At 37.8% G+C, this 19,013-nt stretch carries 18 protein-coding genes, 1 tRNA gene and 1 pseudogene; 8 read left to right on the forward strand and 12 right to left on the reverse strand.

The window, feature by feature from the left end; translation table 11 throughout:
* Window positions 1–646 precede the first annotated feature (646 nt).
* The gene (locus tag MW688_RS09975) at window positions 647–778 is read right to left on the reverse strand and encodes a photosystem I reaction center subunit VIII (protein ID WP_486735824.1); all 132 of its coding nucleotides are present in this window, start codon (window positions 776–778) and stop codon (window positions 647–649) included.
* A gap of 164 nt (window positions 779–942) precedes the next feature.
* On the opposite strand from MW688_RS09975, the gene MW688_RS09980 reads away from it, so the two are divergent.
* Window positions 943–1,413, forward strand: coding sequence for a photosystem I reaction center subunit XI (locus MW688_RS09980; RefSeq protein WP_486735825.1), 471 nt, complete (start codon window positions 943–945; stop codon window positions 1,411–1,413).
* A 328-nt stretch (window positions 1,414–1,741) separates the two neighbouring features.
* Here the strand turns inward: MW688_RS09980 and argJ are convergent, their stop codons facing one another.
* Complete coding sequence (gene argJ, locus MW688_RS09985) at window positions 1,742–2,983, reverse strand: bifunctional ornithine acetyltransferase/N-acetylglutamate synthase (protein ID WP_486735826.1); 1,242 nt, start codon at window positions 2,981–2,983, stop codon at window positions 1,742–1,744.
* A 112-nt stretch (window positions 2,984–3,095) separates the two neighbouring features.
* Between argJ and MW688_RS09990 the strand changes: the two genes are divergently transcribed.
* From MW688_RS09990 to MW688_RS10005, 4 genes are all read left to right on the forward strand, one after another.
* Window positions 3,096–3,254, forward strand: coding sequence for a hypothetical protein (locus MW688_RS09990; RefSeq protein ID WP_486735827.1), 159 nt, complete (start codon window positions 3,096–3,098; stop codon window positions 3,252–3,254).
* A 13-nt stretch (window positions 3,255–3,267) separates the two neighbouring features.
* The gene (locus tag MW688_RS09995) at window positions 3,268–4,410 is read left to right on the forward strand and encodes a beta-ketoacyl-ACP synthase (protein WP_486735828.1); all 1,143 of its coding nucleotides are present in this window, start codon (window positions 3,268–3,270) and stop codon (window positions 4,408–4,410) included.
* 5 nt (window positions 4,411–4,415) lie between these two features.
* Window positions 4,416–5,810, forward strand: coding sequence for a collagen-like protein (locus MW688_RS10000; protein WP_486735829.1), 1,395 nt, complete (start codon window positions 4,416–4,418; stop codon window positions 5,808–5,810).
* 128 nt (window positions 5,811–5,938) lie between these two features.
* Window positions 5,939–6,070, forward strand: coding sequence for a hypothetical protein (locus MW688_RS10005; protein ID WP_486735830.1), 132 nt, complete (start codon window positions 5,939–5,941; stop codon window positions 6,068–6,070).
* On the opposite strand, the gene MW688_RS10010 is transcribed toward MW688_RS10005, so the two are convergent.
* The 4 genes and pseudogenes from MW688_RS10010 to MW688_RS10025 all read right to left on the reverse strand — a co-directional run bounded on the left by MW688_RS10010 (window position 6,054) and on the right by MW688_RS10025 (window position 8,658).
* Entirely contained in the window at window positions 6,054–6,218 is a 165-nt protein-coding gene (locus MW688_RS10010; protein WP_486735831.1) for a hypothetical protein, read from the reverse strand. The genes MW688_RS10005 and MW688_RS10010 overlap by 17 nt on opposite strands.
* 231 nt (window positions 6,219–6,449) lie before the next feature.
* A tRNA-Pro gene (locus MW688_RS10015) sits at window positions 6,450–6,523 on the reverse strand.
* 95 nt (window positions 6,524–6,618) lie between these two features.
* Window positions 6,619–7,926: a glutamate-1-semialdehyde 2,1-aminomutase gene (gene hemL / locus MW688_RS10020; protein ID WP_486735832.1), complete on the reverse strand. Its 1,308-nt coding sequence runs from the start codon at window positions 7,924–7,926 to the stop codon at window positions 6,619–6,621.
* A 148-nt stretch (window positions 7,927–8,074) separates the two neighbouring features.
* A pseudogene (locus MW688_RS10025) lies at window positions 8,075–8,658 on the reverse strand (endonuclease dU).
* A gap of 60 nt (window positions 8,659–8,718) precedes the next feature.
* Between MW688_RS10025 and MW688_RS10030 the strand changes: the two are divergent.
* The gene (locus MW688_RS10030) at window positions 8,719–8,946 is read left to right on the forward strand and encodes a hypothetical protein (RefSeq protein ID WP_486735833.1); all 228 of its coding nucleotides are present in this window, start codon (window positions 8,719–8,721) and stop codon (window positions 8,944–8,946) included.
* A 36-nt stretch (window positions 8,947–8,982) separates the two neighbouring features.
* Here MW688_RS10030 and MW688_RS10035 read toward each other — a convergent pair whose 3' ends face one another.
* The 6 genes from MW688_RS10035 to MW688_RS10060 form a co-directional block, all read right to left on the reverse strand.
* The gene (locus MW688_RS10035; RefSeq protein WP_486735834.1) at window positions 8,983–11,187 is read right to left on the reverse strand and encodes a GumC family protein; all 2,205 of its coding nucleotides are present in this window, start codon (window positions 11,185–11,187) and stop codon (window positions 8,983–8,985) included.
* A gap of 123 nt (window positions 11,188–11,310) precedes the next feature.
* Window positions 11,311–12,492, reverse strand: coding sequence for a polysaccharide biosynthesis/export family protein (locus tag MW688_RS10040; RefSeq protein ID WP_486735835.1), 1,182 nt, complete (start codon window positions 12,490–12,492; stop codon window positions 11,311–11,313).
* A 77-nt stretch (window positions 12,493–12,569) separates the two neighbouring features.
* Window positions 12,570–13,292, reverse strand: coding sequence for a cyanoexosortase B system-associated protein (locus MW688_RS10045; protein ID WP_486735836.1), 723 nt, complete (start codon window positions 13,290–13,292; stop codon window positions 12,570–12,572).
* An 8-nt stretch (window positions 13,293–13,300) separates the two neighbouring features.
* Entirely contained in the window at window positions 13,301–14,167 is an 867-nt protein-coding gene (gene crtB, locus MW688_RS10050; protein WP_486735837.1) for a cyanoexosortase B, read from the reverse strand.
* Between the two features lie 5 nt (window positions 14,168–14,172).
* Window positions 14,173–15,303: a DegT/DnrJ/EryC1/StrS family aminotransferase gene (locus MW688_RS10055; RefSeq protein WP_486735838.1), complete on the reverse strand. Its 1,131-nt coding sequence runs from the start codon at window positions 15,301–15,303 to the stop codon at window positions 14,173–14,175.
* Window positions 15,304–15,362: 59 nt separating this feature from the next.
* Window positions 15,363–16,232, reverse strand: a complete 870-nt coding sequence (locus MW688_RS10060; RefSeq protein WP_486735839.1) for an ABC transporter permease — start codon at window positions 16,230–16,232, stop codon at window positions 15,363–15,365.
* 689 nt (window positions 16,233–16,921) lie between these two features.
* Between MW688_RS10060 and ychF the strand changes: the two genes are divergently transcribed.
* Window positions 16,922–18,013, forward strand: coding sequence for a redox-regulated ATPase YchF (gene ychF, locus MW688_RS10065; protein WP_486735840.1), 1,092 nt, complete (start codon window positions 16,922–16,924; stop codon window positions 18,011–18,013).
* Window positions 18,014–18,073: 60 nt separating this feature from the next.
* The gene (locus tag MW688_RS10070; protein WP_486735841.1) at window positions 18,074–18,634 is read left to right on the forward strand and encodes a thermonuclease family protein; all 561 of its coding nucleotides are present in this window, start codon (window positions 18,074–18,076) and stop codon (window positions 18,632–18,634) included.
* Window positions 18,635–19,013 lie beyond the last annotated feature (379 nt).

Below are 19,013 nucleotides of genomic sequence, written 5' to 3' on the forward strand. Positions count from 1 at the left end.
TATGCCCAAGGATATTTAATAGATAAACCCAAAGCTATTTTAATCCATAGATTAACAGGTAATGAAGCGATTAAAGCTTAGTATTATATCAAGTCCGGTTTTCAAAATAAATCTCTATTTGGTGCGTTACGGCAATTATTTATATTATCTTGAATTTCCTAGGTGCTATGTATAGCTGTTGGAGTAGCTAAAGATTGTCGATAAGCTTGTAGGTTGGGTTGAGGTAACGAAACCCAACATAACGAGTAATGAGTAACGAGTAACGAGTAATGAGTTTTGAAGTAAGAAGGTAGCCTGTAGTAGCCTGTAGGTTGGGCAAAGGGGCAGAAATTTTAAGTAAAATTACTGAATTTGCTGATTAAATGTATATTGCTATACATTATTATTTTAAACAAAATCTGAAAAAGCCCTAATGCACAAGTTACTGGTTTTGTCAAGTTTTATGTCAAGAAAGATGTTTATCAAGCATAGCTATATAATAAGGGTTTCCTTGGCGAGGTTTCCTCACCAAGGGCCCTGATAAGTGTAGGTTTTTTACAAATTTCTCTCCCCACACTCACCACACTTCCCACACTTCCTCATCTCTTACTCAGTTTTGGATGTAAAAATGTGCAAGCAAATTAGGAGTAGTGGAGGAGACTAGAGACTAAGCTTCGCCTTCAGGGTCGCTTTCACTCTCTACATAGAGAAAGAGAAAACCCATAACTGCAAAAGCTGCAATTGGCAGAAGTGGTACTAAGATTGTTGGTAAAAATGAAGCCGCGTAAGATCCAGTCATTTTTTTATCGTTAATTTATTTTGGTTAACAAAAGTATAGTACTTTAAACTAACTCTCTGAAGATAGGAAACATCAAGATTCTTAACAAAAATGTTAAATTAATTCACTCTTCCCTTAAACTACCTCTATAACCTTTAATTGTTTGACAAGAGATTTTGCAAAATATGACAAATAATCTAACTCAAGCTCTAGATGATCCCCAAGTTGGTAATCTTCCCACTACTATCAATGCTTCTGGTTTTACTAAAACCTTGATTAATAACTTACCCGCCTATCGGAAAGGACTTTCCCCTAGTCGTCGTGGTTTAGAAATAGGCATGGCTCATGGATATTTTATTTATGGTCCTTTTGCTTTACTTGGTCCCCTCCGTGATACTGAGTTAGGGAGTTTAGCTGGATTACTTTCAGCAATTGGTTTAATAACCATATTGACCATTGGTTTGTCTCTTCATGGTGCTGTGCGCACAGAAGAACCAACAGTAACTTTAACTGCACCTAAACCACCGAAAGCTTTTGGCACTCAAGAAGGCTGGAGTGAATTTGCTAGTGGTTTCTTGATTGGTGGCTGTGGTGGAGCCTTTGTAGCTTATTTCTTGGCTACAACTTCCATAATTGAACAATTTTTAACCCGATAATCTAGCCATAAATAATAACCAGGCTGTTTGACTCAGCCTGGTTTTCAAACTACTATGAAAAGCTAAAACTCATATCAAAGCACCAGTAGTTATGTACTAAATTAACCTCAGAAAAAGTTCATTTCTCTTTACCCTAAGATCTTGCACTCGGTCAACCAATTTTTAAGCGCGATCGCATTAATTCTTTAACTCATTACTTAAAGACGTAAAGACTTCAAAACTTCTTACTTCACGACTTCTTACTCGTTACTCATTACTCATTACTCATTACTCATAATTCATCCACAACCAGTAACTTTGGGTAAAGATGCAAGATCTGAGTAAAATATTATGTTGTATATTCCGCATTAATTTTCACATAATCATAGCTCAAGTCACAACCCCAAGCTTTACCAACTTCAGACCCCTCACCGATAGAGATATCAATTAATACCGTGTCATCTTTGAGATAAGCACCATCGGCTTTAGCCTGGAGATAAGCACTAGCTGCTTTGCGGTCAAAACTGAGAGGTTGACCATTGTCCATCATTAAGAAATCCCCTAATTTGATTTGGAGATTTTGTTGATCAAATCTTACTCCTGCACGTCCTGCGGCTGCGGCAATTCTGCCCCAGTTAGGATCTCTGCCAAAGACAGCGGATTTAACTAGAGAAGATCCGGCAATAGTTCGGGCAATTTGTAAAGCTGATTTTTGATCGCCAGCTCCCGAAACTCGCACTTCAATTAAACAAGTAGCTCCCTCTCCATCCCGGGCGATCGCCTTGGCTAAATGCTGACAAACTGCCGTTAACATTGCCTCTAGCTTTTCGGCATCTTTATTCATACTAGTAATAGTCGGAGTGCGAGATTGACCATTAGCTAAAGCAATTAAACAATCATTGGTGCTTGTATCTCCATCTACGGTAATTTGATTGAAGCTTTTTTCTGCTGCTCTAGACACCATTTCCTGCCACAGTTGAGTAGACACCATAGCATCACACGTTACAAAAGAGAGCATAGTTGCCATATTAGGGTGAATCATGCCAGATCCTTTAGCGATGCCGCCGATTCTCACAGGGCGATTATCAATAGTTGTTTCCAAAGCAATAAATTTAGGCACCAAATCCGTAGTTAAAATAGCTCGGGAGGCAGTTTCATTGCCATCAGGAGAAAGAGAAGAAACCAAAGTAGGTATCGCCTCAGTAAGCTCTTGCATACGAATCCGTTGACCAATTACACCAGTAGAGGCAAGTAAAACTGCGTCAGGAGAAATATTGAGATGTTGAGCTACAGCAGCAGCACTATCTAAAGCATCTTGCCAGCCCGCCTCTCCTGTAGCCGCATTAGCTTGACCTGCGTTACAGAGAATAGCGCGGGTGCTATTTTTAGCTTGTAATTTTTGACGACAGTAATCTACACAAGCCGCCCTGACTTGACTAGTAGTAAATACGCCGCCGGCGATCGCCTCAGTTTCTGACCAAATAAGAGCTAAATCCTTAGCTCCTGAAGGCTTTAAGCCTGCGGCAATTCCTGCGGCTTGGAAGCCTTTAGCTGCGGTGATTCCACCGGGTATTTCTTTCCAGTCTGTCATATCTTTATTATGATTTAAATCTTTAAGTTTAAATAGTAATTATATATTTTTTCTAGAAACAAAAGTAGTTAAAATAAAGAAAAATTAATTATATTAATCCTTGGTTTAAGCTATGCAGTTTATACGTCAGTATGTTTTCCCTCTGTTTGTGGTGTTAATTTTTCTAGTTGCTTTAGTAGCAGTGAGCGCTAGGATCTTTTTGCCTTCAGATTTAGCAGCTCCGGCACCTGTAGGAGTAACTATAGAACTAAATACACTCATGAACAATTAGTTATAAAGATTCAATGAGAGTAAATCAAGTTGTTGTGACCGGAATTGGTTTACAATCGTGCCTAGGAGACTTAAAACAAAGCTGGCAGCAACTACTTCTGGGGAAATCAGGGATAAAAATCGCTCAACCCTACCCAGAATTACCCTCCTACCCTCTAGGCTTGATTGGAGAAAAACCCCAAAAATTCTCTCAGTTAACAGCAAAAATTCTCAAAGAAGCAATAGCAGATGCAGCCTTAGAATTACCTCTAAAAGACTGCGGTGTAGTAATTGGGTCTAGTCGCGGCTCCCAAGCCCAATGGGAAGAAATATTGAGTGATTCGGGTAAATTCAACTCAAAAATAAACTGGTGGGAAACCCTACCCCAACAAGGAAGCATTCTCACAGCGAGAAAAATAGGAAGCGAAGGTCCAGTTTTAGCACCGATGGCAGCTTGCGCTACAGGTATTTGGGCGATATCCCAGGGATTTGAACTAATTCAACAAGGTCATTGTCAAAGAGTCATAGCGGGAGCAGTGGAAACTCCCATAACTCCCCTAACTTTGGCGAGTTTTGCCCGCATGAATGCCTTAGCTAAAGATGGTTGTTACCCCTTTGATTTAACCAGAAATGGCTTAACCCTAGCAGAAGGGGGTGCTATATTTATCCTAGAAAATGCCAAGTTAGCCCACAGTCGCAAAGCTTTTATTTATGGCCAAGTGTTGGGTTTTGCCGCTAATTGTGATGCCCATCATCTCAATGCACCCGAAGCAACGGGAAAAACTGCAATTGCCGCCATCAAGCAATGCCTTAACCACACAGACTTATCTCCTCAAGATATAGACTATATTCATGCCCACGGCACAGGTACAAAACTTAACGATGCTCGCGAGGCCAAAATTATTAACTCTGTTTTTGGTGATAAAATAAAAGTCAGCTCAACCAAAGGAGCAACAGGCCACACTTTAGGTGCCTCAGGAGCCCTTGGAGCAGCTTTTGGTTTAATGGCCCTACAACAGCAACAGTTACCTCCCTGTGTAGGCTTAAGCACAACGGAATTTAAACTTAACTTAGTTGCTCAAAGGGAAACATATTATAACTTAGATAATTTACTCTGTTTTAGTTTCGGTTTTGGTGGGCAAAATGCTATCTTAGCATTGGGAAATTACGATAAATAATATATATGCAATTAAAATTAATCAACAAAATTATTTTTTTAATCAGTTTTGTTTTATTTCCGGTAATCTTAGTTTCTACTACCCCATCAAATCCTTGTTTAGCCGATGAAACTAGAAAATTTGGTGAAGCAGGTGCCGAGGCAGCCGATGGAGGTAGAGGAGAAGATGGTCAAAATAGTCAGAATATGACTATTTTTACTGATGGCAACTCAATAACCGTAGAGTTGGCTGGAGAAGATGGTACTCAAGGCCAAGATGGTACCCCAGGAGAACCGGCTATTTGTGAATCTCAACCAGTGGGAGGAGAATCTAATCTCATCGGTGCCTCTGGTGGTGATGGTGGTGATGGTGGTAACGGTGGTGATGGTGGTAACGGTGGTAACCTGACTATTTATACAACCAATCAAGCAGATTTACAACAAATCTATGTAAATAGCGCGGGAGGTCAAGGAGGATTACCCGGCGCGGGAGGCGAAGGCGGTGAAGGATGTCAATGTACACAACCATTTTGGACTATCCAAACCTGTAGCGGTTCCCCAGGAGATTCTGATTATATATGCACGACCCAAGAATATACATGTCAAAATGGGTCTCAGGGGAGAACAGGAAGACCAGGGCAGTCGGGAAGAGATGGTAACACGGGGACTTTAACCTTAATTAATTATCCTCGTCCCTTGAGTGGAGATCAACCAGCAGCCACTATCTCTTTAGGGGAATTAAAAGAAAGAGGCTTTACTCTCTCTAAAAATAATTGGGAAAATCGAATTGGTGCTCCCCTATTGTTTGCCCCCGGCTCAATTATTGCTGATGAGTATGTTGAATTAGTTAATAGGGTGGAAAATTCCCTGTTATTAGTCTGGAATGCTCCCCAAAGTTTTACTGAGTTTGCTGATAAGTTAATTACTCTAAGGTTAACAGACACTGAAGAGATAGAGGTTAGTTTACCCGAAGACGTTTGGTTGGAAACTACCACCACGATAGAGCAAAATGATATTACTGAGTTATTAGTATTTAATGCTTTACTCAAAAGTCAAGTTTTACAACTAGAAACAGAAGCACTCTCAGGCAATAATGAGAATTTACAGTTAAGTATAGTTGATACAGCCAGACATTCTGATTTAGTTTCTACAGAATTTTTGGTTAAATATAAAACTACTGAAGATACAGATGTTGATTTTCGCAGAAGCTATAACTATCGCACCAAATTTGAAGGCAAAGTTCCCGACAATTTAGTTAGTTATCAAGATAATCGCTTTGTTTTGTCCCTAGGAGAATTACCAATAGAACCCCGAGCTTTACAACCAGGAACAGGTGTAGAAATTGAAATAACCGCTATTCGCACCTTTGAAGATAAGTCGGCGGAACAAAATCTTAGAGTAACACATATAATTACTCGATGAAATAAAAGCTACCAGTGGGCGATCGCTCAAGCTCTAACAATGAGCAGTCAAATATCTGGTTCACGCCAGATGCGAAATCGCCTTAATCAAAAACTTAAATTAACATAATCAACCAAGAAGTAAAGTAAATGAAACCCCTACTATACATACATCACATGCCAGATGTTGGTTTTCCACATCTGGCTGTTCCATGTATGGGAGATCGCTCTCTAATAAATAATGATATTCAACAATTAAATCAAATTAATAATATTTCTTAAGCAAAATTTCTAGTGCGCGATCGCTATCTTCTCGACAATACATATTTGAAACAGCTATATTGCTTATTGTACTCAGCATCGATACATCATACATTACTCTACCCTCAATACTAGATTTAAAACCTTCTGGATCAAACTTGGTTTGCATTAGTCGATCATTTTGACGAAGTAATTCAAATACATTCTTTTTGGTTTTTATTAAAAACTTTTTTAATTATTTTTTTTAATATTTTTACTGTTTTAGATTTAATTTAATTATAATCTATTTACTTATTTTGCTCGGTATTGGTACACTATCGGTACATGAAAAAATCAGCTAAGTACCAATTCTTTTTTAGCTAGTTTTCGAGAATCCCAATGCGTAAGGGATTCGAGAAAATCGGGATGACAGGATTTGAACCTGCGGCATCCTGCTCCCAAAGCAGGCGCGCTACCAAGCTGCGCTACATCCCGAGACAACGATTTCCATTATAAACCAAAAAAAAAAAATTAACAACCCAATTGAATTAACGCTCGATTATTAATAGTCGAGCGCTAAAGCAAATGACCTATTCAGCCATATTTGATAGTACTTCTTGAGCTGCGGCAATTGTTTGGTCAACGTCATCATCAGTATGAGCTAAACTAGTAAAGCCAGCTTCAAATTGAGAAGGAGCTAAATAAATGCCTTTTTCTAGCATTAAACGGTGAAAACGTCCAAATTTGGCTAAATCTGAGGTTTTAGCATCCTCGTAGTTGCGTACTGATTGATGAGTAAAGAACATACCAAACATTGCACTCAAACTTCCCCCGGAAACTTGATGACCAGTTTCTTGAGCTGCTTTTAGTAAACCATCAACTAGTTTTTTAGTGATATTTTCCAAATATTCATAAGTTCCTGGTTTTTGCAGCAATTCTAGGGTTTTAATTCCTGCGGTCATGGCTAAAGGATTTCCCGAAAGAGTCCCTGCTTGATACATAGGCCCTGCGGGTGCTACTAAAGACATAATATCAGCTCTGCCACCGTAGGCACCTACTGGCAAGCCTCCACCAATAACCTTACCAAGAGTAGTCAAATCTGGTGTAACTCCGAATTTTTCTTGAGCGCCGCCGTAGGAAATACGAAAACCAGTCATGACTTCATCGAAGACTAGTAAAGCATCATTTTCTTTGGTTAATACCCTTAATCCTTCTAAAAATCCAGCATCTGGTACGATAAATCCTGAATTGCCTACTACTGGTTCTAAAATAACCCCGGCAATTTCTCCAGGATTTTCAGTGAATAGAGTTTTAACGGCTTCTAAATCATTATAAGGTGCAGTGAGAGTATTAGCGGTAGTTGTTTTCGGTACACCGGGAGAATCAGGTAAGCCAAGAGTAGCTACTCCTGAACCTGCCTTAACTAAAAACATATCTGCATGGCCATGATAACAACCTTCAAATTTAATAATTTTATCTCGACCAGTAAAAGCTCTCATTAGCCGTAAAACCGACATACAAGCTTCTGTACCTGAGTTAACAAAACGGACTATTTCTATACTAGGTACTGCGTCAATCACCATTTCCGCTAGGAGATTTTCTTCTAGGCATGGAGCACCGAAACTTGTGCCTTTTTCTAATGCTTTTTGAAGCGCTTTAATTACTTCTGGATGGGCATGACCACAAATTGCTGGTCCCCAAGTCCCTACATAGTCGATATATTTATTCTCATCTACATCCCAAACATAGCAGCCTTTAACGCGGTCAAAAACAATCGGTTGTCCACCCACTGATTTAAAAGCCCGCACAGGAGAACTAACTCCGCCTGGCATAAGTTTTTGGGCGGCGCCGAAAATTTCTTCTGATTTAGTTGTGGTAAAAGAAGATGTTGAAACCAATTTTTTTTCCTCTGATTAACATTAATTCCTTATAATCCTAGATTAAAATATTATCGACTCATTATGCTTTTATTATTTAGTTGATAGTTCACTGATTATGAAGTTTGTTATAACATATAATTAAAACAGTTTAAAAAGCTACAGTATGTTAAGCTTGTTTACCACTTTCACCTTTAATGATTGCAGACCCAATCAAATGAGCTAGACGTAAGGCTTCAGGAACTTTTCCACAGTCGGTTAAACGATTTAAAGCTGAGGCGATAACCTCAGGTTTTTCTCCTGATACCTGAAAAAAAAAGGAGGATAAGTATAAATTTCTCCAGCACGTCTTAACAAATCTAAACGGCGATCGCCCTGGGGTAATCTAGATAAAGCTTGATGAATTTTGGCTAAATTAGGACGTTTACGCATTACTGCTACACAGGGTAATTGTACCCTAGCGGCTAATTCTGGTAAATCTACCAAGTTAAAACCACCGAAGCCCAAACCATCTATGAGGATTAAATGTAATTGGGGCCAAAATTTGCTTTTCAGTAATAATTCAGAGAGAATATCGGTGGAATCGAAGCCATCTGTAGTTATTTCTCCCCATAACATTCCTTCTAGTCTCGTGCCCCCACAAACTACCCCAGCCACTGATACGGTTTTATCTACATGACGCTGGAATGGTGCATCGTCAAAACCGATCACTCTAATTACGCGATTGAGTCTAAGTAAAGTTTCTAAATTCATCTGATTAAGGATGTTATCATAATTCTATATTAAAAAATTTTCAACTTATGAAATGCCCCAATGGATGCTTTTAGTTTTACCCCTCCATCCTGGACCAAAACCGCTAGTCGTGGTCTTAAATTTTGCTGTCCTCGTTGTCACGCCACTCCTCAGGAAGCTACTAAAGTCTGGATCAATCGAAGTGCTCCCGTGATTAGAGAAGACGGCGATCGCCAATGGCAAGAATTTTATGAGTGTGAATGTGGCCAAGTTTGGTGGGCTTGGAATAGCGATCGCCCAAAAGAGTAATTTGCCTCTTCTCATAGGAATCAAGAGCAATTAGTTTTAGTTTGACTCTACTTGAGAGTTTACAGTTACTGTGGTTAATGGTTCATAGTTTAAATCTTGATCTATGATTTCATCTGAATCTAAGACAGTTGAGGAGCCTTCTATTTGGTTAATTATTGCTCCTAACAAAGGTAACTCCCCTTCTAAGAATTGTTCTACCGTTTCATTGAGCATACTTTTCTGAGTAATTCCTGGAGATGTCACTAAAATCATCGCATCAATCAAAGATTCCAGTAATAAGGCGTCATTACAGCTAGATAGACAAGGAGTATCAATAATTACCATATCGAAACGTCCTCGGGCATCTCTAATTAATCTTTGTAACTCATTAGACTCTATTACTCCCGCTGCTTGTTTTTGTGGTCCCGGACTCGGTAATATGTATAAATTAGCTTGTTCTGGCACTAAATTTATACAATCACTACGAGAAGCATAGTAGCGTAGTGGTTCTGAGTTAGCCTGGGAATTTATGTCTACAAAAAAGTTGTTAGCTAAGGAGTTAGATCGTAAATCCGCCTCAACAATTAGAGTTCTTTTTCCTGCTTGAGCACAGGCGATTCCTAAGTTATAAGCTGTTAAACTTTTTCCTTCTTTTGGATTGATACTTGTCAATAAAATTACTTTCGCTGATTCAGTTCCGTAGCGACGAATGTTACTACGAATCCTTTCATAGAATGCTACGTAGGGCGAATCAGGATTTTTCAGTATAGGTAGAGATTGATAGCTATAAATAACTGGTATTTGTCCCAATACTGGTAAATTGAGATCACTTAGTGATTCTCTTAGTTCTTGAGGTGTATGTAAGCGATCGTCTAAAGTTGCTAGAAGGAAAATCAAACCACCTGCCGCTAATGTCCCCAAAGCTGCTCCTACCCCGATAATTAAGATCGGATTAGTTGGTATTTGTACAGTAGGAACTTGTCTTACTATAGAAGGCTCTTGCACTACCACTAAACTACTTACTGTTTCTGCTTCAGCGGCTTTAGCGTCTGTCAGAGCAGCTAAGATAGTTTGGTACAAGATCCTCTGACTTTCAACAGCTTGTACTAAGCGAGCTTGTTGTAACTGCTTCTCTGGAAATCTCTCATATTCTTCACGTAGTTCTCGTTCAGTTTCCCGGAGAGATTTTAGCTGTCTAGTCAAGCCTTCCTTTTCAGTTTGTAAAGCCACTAACTGATTAGCTAATTCTTGCCTAGCGATATCCAAGTTACTTTCTTGACGAATTTCATCGGGTAGAGGAGTTAATATGCCATCGCCTCCAATTAACTCTTCAGCTCTCTCTTGTAATAATTTTTCGTTTGCCTCTTTTTGTGCTATCAAAGCAAGCATGCGAGGATGACCTGGACGCAATTGTTTCTGTTGCTGTTCAATGAAACTTTCGTTTTCTAGAATTTGCGCTCTTAAATTGGCAATTATGGGATCTGCACTTAAAACCGAAGAAGTATAAGCTTGTTGTGGGTCTAACCCTAATTGATTACTAATACTTTCTATTTGACCATCAATTTCCTCTAAAGCCAACTGAATATCTCTCTGTTGAACTTGAGCATTAGTAATACTATTAAACAAGCTCCCATCTTGAATAGCTAACAATGCTGAGCCTTCGTTGCTGATATAACGGTAGAATGATTCCTCTGCCTCCGTCAGTTCTTTTTGTACTACATCTAATCTGTCTTGTAAAGCTTCAACTCTTTGACTTAATTGATCGGTATTTAGGAAGCGACTATACTCAATCATCTCTTCCATCAAGATATTGAGAATTAGCCTGGTTTGAGTAGCATTAACTAGTCCTTCGTATTCTAAACGAATCAACTCGCCTTGGTTGGGATTCTCTGTTTCGTTATTTTGTTCTTCGTTAGGAAAACTGATTTTCAGTTGTCTAACTATGGTACCCATTTGAGCTAGATTCACCTTTAACTTTTCTTGTACGCCTTGGATAACTCTTGGCGATAGAAGCAGTTCACGACTTACTGATACTCGACCTTGGATTTGTAGCTGTTCTCCTGTGGTCGTGAATATAGGAGGAGGACTACGAAAAGAGAGAGCACCAACAGCTTTATAAGTTCTTGTAGTAGGTTCTTGTTCATCTCTGGGTTGAAGAGCGAACACAATAGATCCACCTAAAACCAGCAGAAACACCAAGGAAGCCAGTAACTTATGTTCACTGAAAGCGATTAAAAAACGTTTGAGTAAAGGAGGGGTCATAACTATAATTCAACAGAATTCTAACTAAATTACGGTTGGTAATTACTAAGGAGCAAAGCTTGCCACCTTAATTGATACTTTATTTAGAATTATATAGCTTTTGCCAAGTAAATTTAATGATTATCATCTGTTAAAATTACCATCGAAAAAGGTACTAAAACTTCTCACATCCCGAATTGGTTGAGTCAACACATTAAAGGCGGCAAAAACTTGTCCTAACAAAGTACGTCCTACTACTACTACGTCACCATCTTGTAAAGGAGTTACATAAGAAATATCTCCCTTGAGAATTGCTCTAATATTAATACTTTGTTTAATTACTCTTCCAGTTTCTGGATCAAATCTCAATAATGTTACATCCCTGGTGTCAACTCTCAGGATATCTGCTAGAGGAACTGCCGCCACAATATCTAAAATGTTACTACCATTGGGTACTACTAAATTTTGTAAAGTTTGACCTGAGGGTTGTACTGGAGCTAGGAGTCTTACGGTAATCTCTGGTACAGGAAGATTACTTTGAGATACTAAGACGCGATCATAATCCTGGTCGTCGCCGATTTCGAGTTTAGAGATGATAATAGCATCTCCCCCCTGTAAAGGTAGTTTGGGAATAGGATCACCTGCGATTAATGGAGTATATAAATCAACAGTTTCTTCAATAATGCTTCCATCAAAGAGAGTACGACGGATGGTTACTTGTCGTAAATCCGCTCTATCTGTTGTCCCTCCTGCAATTTGAATAACATCACTAATCAAAGCAGTACTATCTATTGTATAATATCCAGGTCTGAACACTTCTCCAATTACAGTAAGTGCTACCGCACGGGGTGTAGTCAGAACAGCAAACACTTTAGGATCTGTTAATAAAAAATTTTCTCCTAAAGCCCTACTAATTTTAGTTTCTACTTCTTCTAGAGTTAAGCCTGCTACCAGCACTCTCCCGAGAATTGGCACTACAATATTGCCTTCAGCATCAATTGGTCCAATAAAATTAAACTCAGGAAATTGCTCAACATTGATTGAGACAACATCATTGACGTCAAGGCGATAAACACTAAATTCTCTGGAAATTCCCCCTTGAGACGGAATAGTGTAATCTGTCCTTGGTAGAGAACTATCAAAACCAAAGGTTGGCCGAGGTAATGGTGTAGGCTGAGGTATAGGTTTTGGGGGTTTGGGCAAAGAAATTGATTGTTGAGCTGTAGTAACCATTGGATAAAAAAGATTGTCTACAGACCAAAGTAAACTAGCTTGGAGAGCAGTTATTAAAGAGTATTTAATTATTTGAGATTTTCGCATAGACATATTCAGTAAATCAATTAATAATCAAATTTTTAAGTTAGGGTTTTAAGTTTACCTCAAAATTAGTAAGAGTTTGGAAATTAATTTAAGTTCCCAAATAAATTTTGCTCAATAGCAGTTTGCACTTGCACCGCTAGGGATTGAGCATATTCTCTCTCTTCTTCTAAGTCAGACAAAGGGGAAATCGGTATTTGTAAAGATACCGCTACCCAAGGCAGACGTTTTTGATTAACTTGAGCTATTTTATCTTGAAAAAACCACTTTTCTGAACGAAAATCTCCTCCATTTGGCCAAGCATACCATTGCACCACAGCAAAGGTTTTTCTGCCAATTCTCGCTCGCAGAAAACGTGTGGAAATAGTTTCCTGTTGATTTTTGCTTTTCACCGTCAAGTTTAATTGAGTGTTAAAACTAGTTTTCCATCTTTGCTTGATTTCCAAATTAGTCCACTCTACCTCAGGATAATCTTTGTAATAGGGTTGAGTTCTCAGTAACAGTAGGGCTACTTTCTCTGGAGTTTGAGCTATCACTTGAGCTAACCATTTATTCTCGTCTATAGTTATCATTTCATTTTCCAGAATTTTCCATCCCTCAATCTCTAATCCAGTTTCGTTAACTTTTTTGATCTTATTGAGATTAATTTCTGGAATATCTCTCCAACTCCAACTATTATTTTGGTAATTAGGTACTGCTCCTACAACCACTAAAATCGCTAAAAAAGCGATTACTAAAAAAGTAGCAAGATTACCTAGATTGGGGTTAAAAACTGATTGATAGCCTTTTTTTTCCTTAAGTGAATTCATCGCGATTTTTACTCTACATTATTTAGTTTTTCTATAGTTCTTAGTACTAAAAAGATTAACACTAATGTTAAACCAGAATAGAGATCTCCTAGCCAACCTTCGTGAAGTAAATCGAATAGGTCTTTTTGTTGTATACCAGAAAACATAGCTAATATAAGATTACGAATAATATTGCCAGTAACACTAATAAAAATTGCTATTACTAAAACCAAAATTGGTACCATACTAAATTTTAGTTGATTGCGCCAATATAATAACATCAGAGTTACATAAATACTGGTAAATAACATTTTTAGTCCAGCACAATAGGGCGCTACTTCAATTAATTGTCCATTAACTGATACAAAAATATTCTCCACAATTATCTCAAAACCAAACTTAGATAGAATAAATCCTGCTGTTGTGGCAATAAATTTTTGCAAAAACAGAGTATGATTAGTAAATAAGTAGGGGGCATCTGTGGGAGTTCCTAACCAAACTAAAATGAGCGGAAAAGCTTGTAGTTTTAAACCAGGAAATCCTTTTAACCATAAGCATAAACCAGTGAGCAACAAAGGAAATGATAAGGCCACAAAATCATTAACTCCACTCAGATAAAAATCAGCAGCTATCATTAACAACAGAAAACCTAATGGTTGTATCACGTTAGGTAAATTTTGCCATTTGTGACGATTTTGCCAAATGATATAAATAGCCAAAGGAAATCCTAAGAGGGCATGACTATAATATTCATGTTCAATACTAATGTTTTTATTCAACCATCCATCAATCCAGTATAAAATAATTGGCGTATATAAAAATGCTATTAATCCAAAAATTACGTAGTTGGTAAGATTTTTGTTAAAAGTAAGACTAAGCTTTGAGGGAATTTCCATAATAATTAACCTATCTTAGAGAGTAATTCACAAATTAATTTAATTAAACTATGACTTAATCCAGGATACATTGGCAAGGAGAAAATTTGTGTTGATAAAGCTTCGGCAACAGGAAAGTCACCATATTGATAGCCGAGATTTTGATAGGCAGGTTGCAAATGACAAGGAATTGGGTAATGGATTCCTGTTTGAATACCAAAATCACTGAGTTGTTTTTGAACTTCACTACGATTTAAACTAAATTTTGGCTCAATAGCAACTACATAGAGATGATAAATATGACCTGAGTCACTGTAGTTTTTTATAGGATTGAGCCAGGGTATATTCTGCAAGCACTGATCGTATAAGATAGCAGCTTGATTCCTTTCTAGATTCCATTGGGAGAGATAGGGTAGCTTGACTTGGAGAATCGCTGCTTGTAATGTGTCTAGACGACTATTTTTTCCTAATTCATTGTGCCAGTATTTTTTAGCCGCCCCATAGTTACGTAAAGTTTTTATTTTTTGCGCGATCGCCTCTGATTTCGTCACTACCATTCCCCCATTACCAAAGCTACCTAAATTTTTACTAGGATAAAAACTAAAAGCCGATGCTATACCTACAGAGCCTGCTGTATACCCTTCTCTTTTAGCTAGATGGGCTTGGGCTGCATCTTCAAAAATCAGCAGGTTATGTGCCTGGGCAAAATCTAATAATTTTTTTGGGGAAACCATCTGACCATACAAATGTACTGGTACAATTGCTTTAGTCTTAGGGGTGATAGCTTTCTCTGCTTTATTTAGATCAATTAAAGCTGAAAAGGGATCACAGTCTACTAATACTGGTGTTGCTCCTGAATCCAAAATTCCCATAATTGTGGCGATAAAAGTATTGGTGGGCACAATCACTTCATCTCCTGCGCCAATTCCACAAGCTTGTAAACCTAGGGCGATCGCATCTGTGCCTGATGCTACTCCTACTCCATATTCAACCCCACACAACTTGGCAAAAGACTCTTCAAACTCATGGAGAGCATCACCTAAGATAAAGTCTCCTGTTGTGATGACTTTTTGTATTGCCGCGTTAATTTCTTCAGCTAGGGGTTGATTTTGTAATGATAAATCTACAAAAGGAACTTTTACTTTATTTAGGTTCATAGTTTAAAGTAAATAAATAAATTAAATTAAATTAAATCATTTTATACATCATACTTGACTTAATTTGATTGAGGATCAAATATATCTCTTAATCCGTTGCTTATGGCGTTTATACTGAGCACTGTTAAGAAAATCACTAATCCTGGGAAAATTACTGTATGTGGAGCCAAGGTGATATAGTTTTGAGCATCGTATAACATCCTTCCCCAGGTGGGCAAGTCTGGGGGAAAGCCTAAACCCAGAAAACTTAGAGTAGATTCAATGATAATTGCATTACTCATTCCTAGGGTAGAAGCCACTAAAATCACCCCAATCACATTAGGTAAAAAATGATTCCAGATAATTCTTAATGGTTTAGCACCCACCGCCCTAGCGGCGCTAATAAATTCTAATTCTCTTAATTTCAGAAAATCTGCCCTCACTAATCTTGCTACTGACATCCAGTTTAGACTACCAATTACTAAGATTACTAGTATAAACATTCCTGCTTCAGCTCCGGCAATATTTTTCATACTATCGCGAAACAAGTAGACAATTAACAATAGTAGTGGTAACTGGGGCAGGGATAAAAATAAGTCAGTGAAGCGCATCAGCAAATTATCTACTAATCCTCCATAAAAACCTGCTAAGGCGCCGATAATAGTGCCTATAGTTATTGCTACTAACATTGCCGTAAAAGATACTGCTAAGGAGATTCTCCCCCCAAATAAAACTCTTGCTAATTGGTCTTGACCTAAATCATTGGTGCCAAAGGGATGAGACCAACTAGGAGTTAAATTAGATTGACTAAAATCTACTGTATCAAAGGGCACTCGGTAAACTATGGGACCAATAATTACGCTTAGAATAATTATACTTAATATTATAGTCCCAAACACAAAGAGATAGTCCTTGTGAAATATGCTTAAGCTTTTAGTATAAATTGCCATGTGTTTTTGTTGTTTTTGAGTAAACTTATCACTATTGAGGCAGAAAAACAAGGCAAGAAACGCGATCGCCTAAACTCAGACCCTCGCATCTTTATCACTCATTTACTTGTGGATGAATAATGGGTAATAAGTAATGAGTTTTGAAGTTTTGAAGTAAGAAGTCAAGACGTCTTTACGTCTTTACGTCTTGGAGTTTTGAAGTCTTGAAGTAATGAGTTAAAGAATTGATCCTAACCCCTTAAACTCAGACCCTCGCATCTTTACCCAAAGTTACTTGTGGTGGATGAATAATGAGTAATGAGTTTTGAAGTAATGAGTAATGAGTTTTGAAGTAATGAGTTTTGAAGTAATGAGTAATGAGTTTTGAAGTAATGAGTTTTGAAGTAATGAGTAATGAGTTTTGAAGTAATGAGTTTTGAAGTAATGAGTTTTGAGTTTTGAAGTCTTTAAGTAATATCAAGTCCGTTTAATCAGTTATATTATGAGATATTGATGCAAATACTTAAAAACCATCTTTCTCCCCCTCTCCCCCTCTCCCCCTCTCGCCTGTTGGCCTATTTAGTACAATTGCACTGGTGCTTTGATCTAAGTTTATGTAAATAGTTAACTTTGACTGCTATAATAATAAACGCATTATTTTTTCTCATCTACTGTATTACTAGAAAAATTGTAAATTATATTATTTTATTATGCTCAAAGCTGGAATTGTCGGACTTCCTAACGTTGGTAAATCTACTTTATTTAATGCCTTGGTGGCTAACGCTAAAGCTGATGCGGCTAATTTTCCTTTTTGTACTATAGAACCTAATGTAGGGGTAGTGTCGGTACCAGATGAAAGATTAGAGGTATTAGCAAAAATATCTTCTTCAGAAAAAATAGTACCAACGAGAATGGAATTTGTAGATATTGCAGGCTTAGTCAAGGGTGCTAGTCAAGGAGAAGGTTTAGGAAATAAGTTTTTAGCAAATATTCGGGAAGTAGATGCGATCGCTCACGTGGTAAGATGTTTCGATGATGACGATATTATACATGTATCTGGTTCAGTAGATCCAGCTCGTGATATCGAAGTAATTAATTTAGAATTAGCTTTAGCAGATTTAGCCCAGGTAGAAAAACGTCTAGAAAAAGCCCGTAAACAAGCTAAAAGCAGTAAAGATGCTTTAGCAGAAGTAGAAATCCTAGAAAGACTGCAAAACAGTCTTAACGAAGGTAAATCAGTTCGTACAATTGAATTAAACGATACAGAAGCCGAACTAATTAAACCCCTAGGATTGCTTAGTAATAAACCAATAATCTATGTAGCTAATGTAGCTGAAGAAGATTTAGCCACGGGCAACGAATGGGTAGAAGCAGTGCGTCAAGTAGCTACTCAAGACAATGCTGAGGTGGTTTTAGTTTCAGCTCAAGTGGAATCAGAATTAATTGATTTATCCCCCGAAGATCGTGAAGATTTTCTGGCTTCTCTCGATGTTAAAGAAGGAGGATTACAATCTCTCATCAAAGCTACATATAAACTTTTAGGCTTAAGTACATATTTAACCACAGGACCAACAGAAACACGAGCTTGGACAATAAAACAAGGCATGACAGCACCCCAAGCCGCGGGAGTTATTCATTCAGATTTTGAGCGGGGCTTTATTCGTGCAGAAACTGTAACTTATGAAGATTTAGTAAGTTTAGGGAGCATGAATGCTGCTAAGGAAAAAGGACTAGTGCGTAGTGAAGGGAAAGATTATATAGTTAAAGAAGGTGATGTAATGTTGTTTAGGTTTAATGTATAATACTGTTACTTATTACCATTGTATTAACTAATCCTGGGGAAAAATTCATTTTTGTTTGTGATGGCTAAAACTATTAAGAAACTTCTTTTTATTATACCTCTAATTGTACTCCTTTATTCCTGTGGCTTTTTCAGAAGAAATGTTGAACCGCCAACAGTTATCAAAGAACAACAAACTGAAAATAATCAATATCCCCTTTATCCTGTAAAATCAGGGAGCGTTTATGACGGTGATACACTCAGAGTGTTAACTCCTAATGGTGAGGTAAAAATTCGCTTTGCCTGTGTTGATACTAGAGAAATGCAACAAGAGGGTGGAGTAGACGATAGGGATTATTTACGATCTCTTTTAGCACAAAATGGAAATAAGGTAAGAGTACAAGAAACTGACACGGATAGATACGGGAGAAAGGTTGCTGTTTTATATCTTCCTAGTGGTGAAGCTGTACAAGAAATTCAAGCTAGAAACGGCATGGCTTTTCCCTATGCTCAGTATAAGTCTGATTGCCCAATTTGGAATAAAGTTGAATCAGCAGGAAATCAGGCTAAAGCTAAAAGATTGGGTGTTTGGAGCAATCCTAATCCTGAATATCCTTGGGATTGGCGCAAGAATAACAAGTAAATTATTCAAAAGTTGTGGCAGGGCGACTATCAGCCTGGAATTTCAATATATCTGAAGCTGAAGAGACTTTGAGATATTTAAGAGAAAAAGCCTTATTATTACCAAGGGTTTCATTAAAACGTCAGTTCGACATCAACTAGATAAAGACTCTCAATTACCAGGTTAGGACTATCGATGGTTTAAGCCCATCAACAGCAAGACAAATAGATTTGTGCGATCGCACTGGGGCTCACGGGGGCACGCTTTTATGTTTATTCAGCAACCCTAATTTGTATTATTTATAGTTAAACGATAAGTTTGTAGTAGGGCTTTAGCCCTATCACTCTGGGGCTAAATACAGTTGAAAAATATTTACTCATTACTGCTAAAACTTGCTCAT

The sequence above is a fragment of the Johannesbaptistia floridana genome (genome assembly GCF_057440575.1).

Bases quoted from the DNA above. Each gene is read 5' to 3' on its own strand.
- MW688_RS09975 (WP_486735824.1), bottom strand. From the start codon at position 778: ATGACTGGATCTTACGCGGCTTCATTTTTACCAACAATCTTAGTACCA.
- MW688_RS09980 (WP_486735825.1), top strand. From the start codon at position 943: ATGACAAATAATCTAACTCAAGCTCTAGATGATCCCCAAGTTGGTAAT.
- argJ (WP_486735826.1), bottom strand. From the start codon at position 2,983: ATGACAGACTGGAAAGAAATACCCGGTGGAATCACCGCAGCTAAAGGC.
- MW688_RS09990 (WP_486735827.1), top strand. From the start codon at position 3,096: ATGCAGTTTATACGTCAGTATGTTTTCCCTCTGTTTGTGGTGTTAATT.
- MW688_RS09995 (WP_486735828.1), top strand. From the start codon at position 3,268: ATGAGAGTAAATCAAGTTGTTGTGACCGGAATTGGTTTACAATCGTGC.
- MW688_RS10000 (WP_486735829.1), top strand. From the start codon at position 4,416: ATGCAATTAAAATTAATCAACAAAATTATTTTTTTAATCAGTTTTGTT.
- MW688_RS10005 (WP_486735830.1), top strand. From the start codon at position 5,939: ATGAAACCCCTACTATACATACATCACATGCCAGATGTTGGTTTTCCA.
- MW688_RS10010 (WP_486735831.1), bottom strand. From the start codon at position 6,218: ATGCAAACCAAGTTTGATCCAGAAGGTTTTAAATCTAGTATTGAGGGT.
- MW688_RS10030 (WP_486735833.1), top strand. From the start codon at position 8,719: ATGGATGCTTTTAGTTTTACCCCTCCATCCTGGACCAAAACCGCTAGT.
- MW688_RS10035 (WP_486735834.1), bottom strand. From the start codon at position 11,187: ATGACCCCTCCTTTACTCAAACGTTTTTTAATCGCTTTCAGTGAACAT.
- MW688_RS10040 (WP_486735835.1), bottom strand. From the start codon at position 12,492: ATGTCTATGCGAAAATCTCAAATAATTAAATACTCTTTAATAACTGCT.
- MW688_RS10045 (WP_486735836.1), bottom strand. From the start codon at position 13,292: ATGAATTCACTTAAGGAAAAAAAAGGCTATCAATCAGTTTTTAACCCC.
- crtB (WP_486735837.1), bottom strand. From the start codon at position 14,167: ATGGAAATTCCCTCAAAGCTTAGTCTTACTTTTAACAAAAATCTTACC.
- MW688_RS10055 (WP_486735838.1), bottom strand. From the start codon at position 15,303: ATGAACCTAAATAAAGTAAAAGTTCCTTTTGTAGATTTATCATTACAA.
- MW688_RS10060 (WP_486735839.1), bottom strand. From the start codon at position 16,232: ATGGCAATTTATACTAAAAGCTTAAGCATATTTCACAAGGACTATCTC.
- ychF (WP_486735840.1), top strand. From the start codon at position 16,922: ATGCTCAAAGCTGGAATTGTCGGACTTCCTAACGTTGGTAAATCTACT.
- MW688_RS10070 (WP_486735841.1), top strand. From the start codon at position 18,074: ATGGCTAAAACTATTAAGAAACTTCTTTTTATTATACCTCTAATTGTA.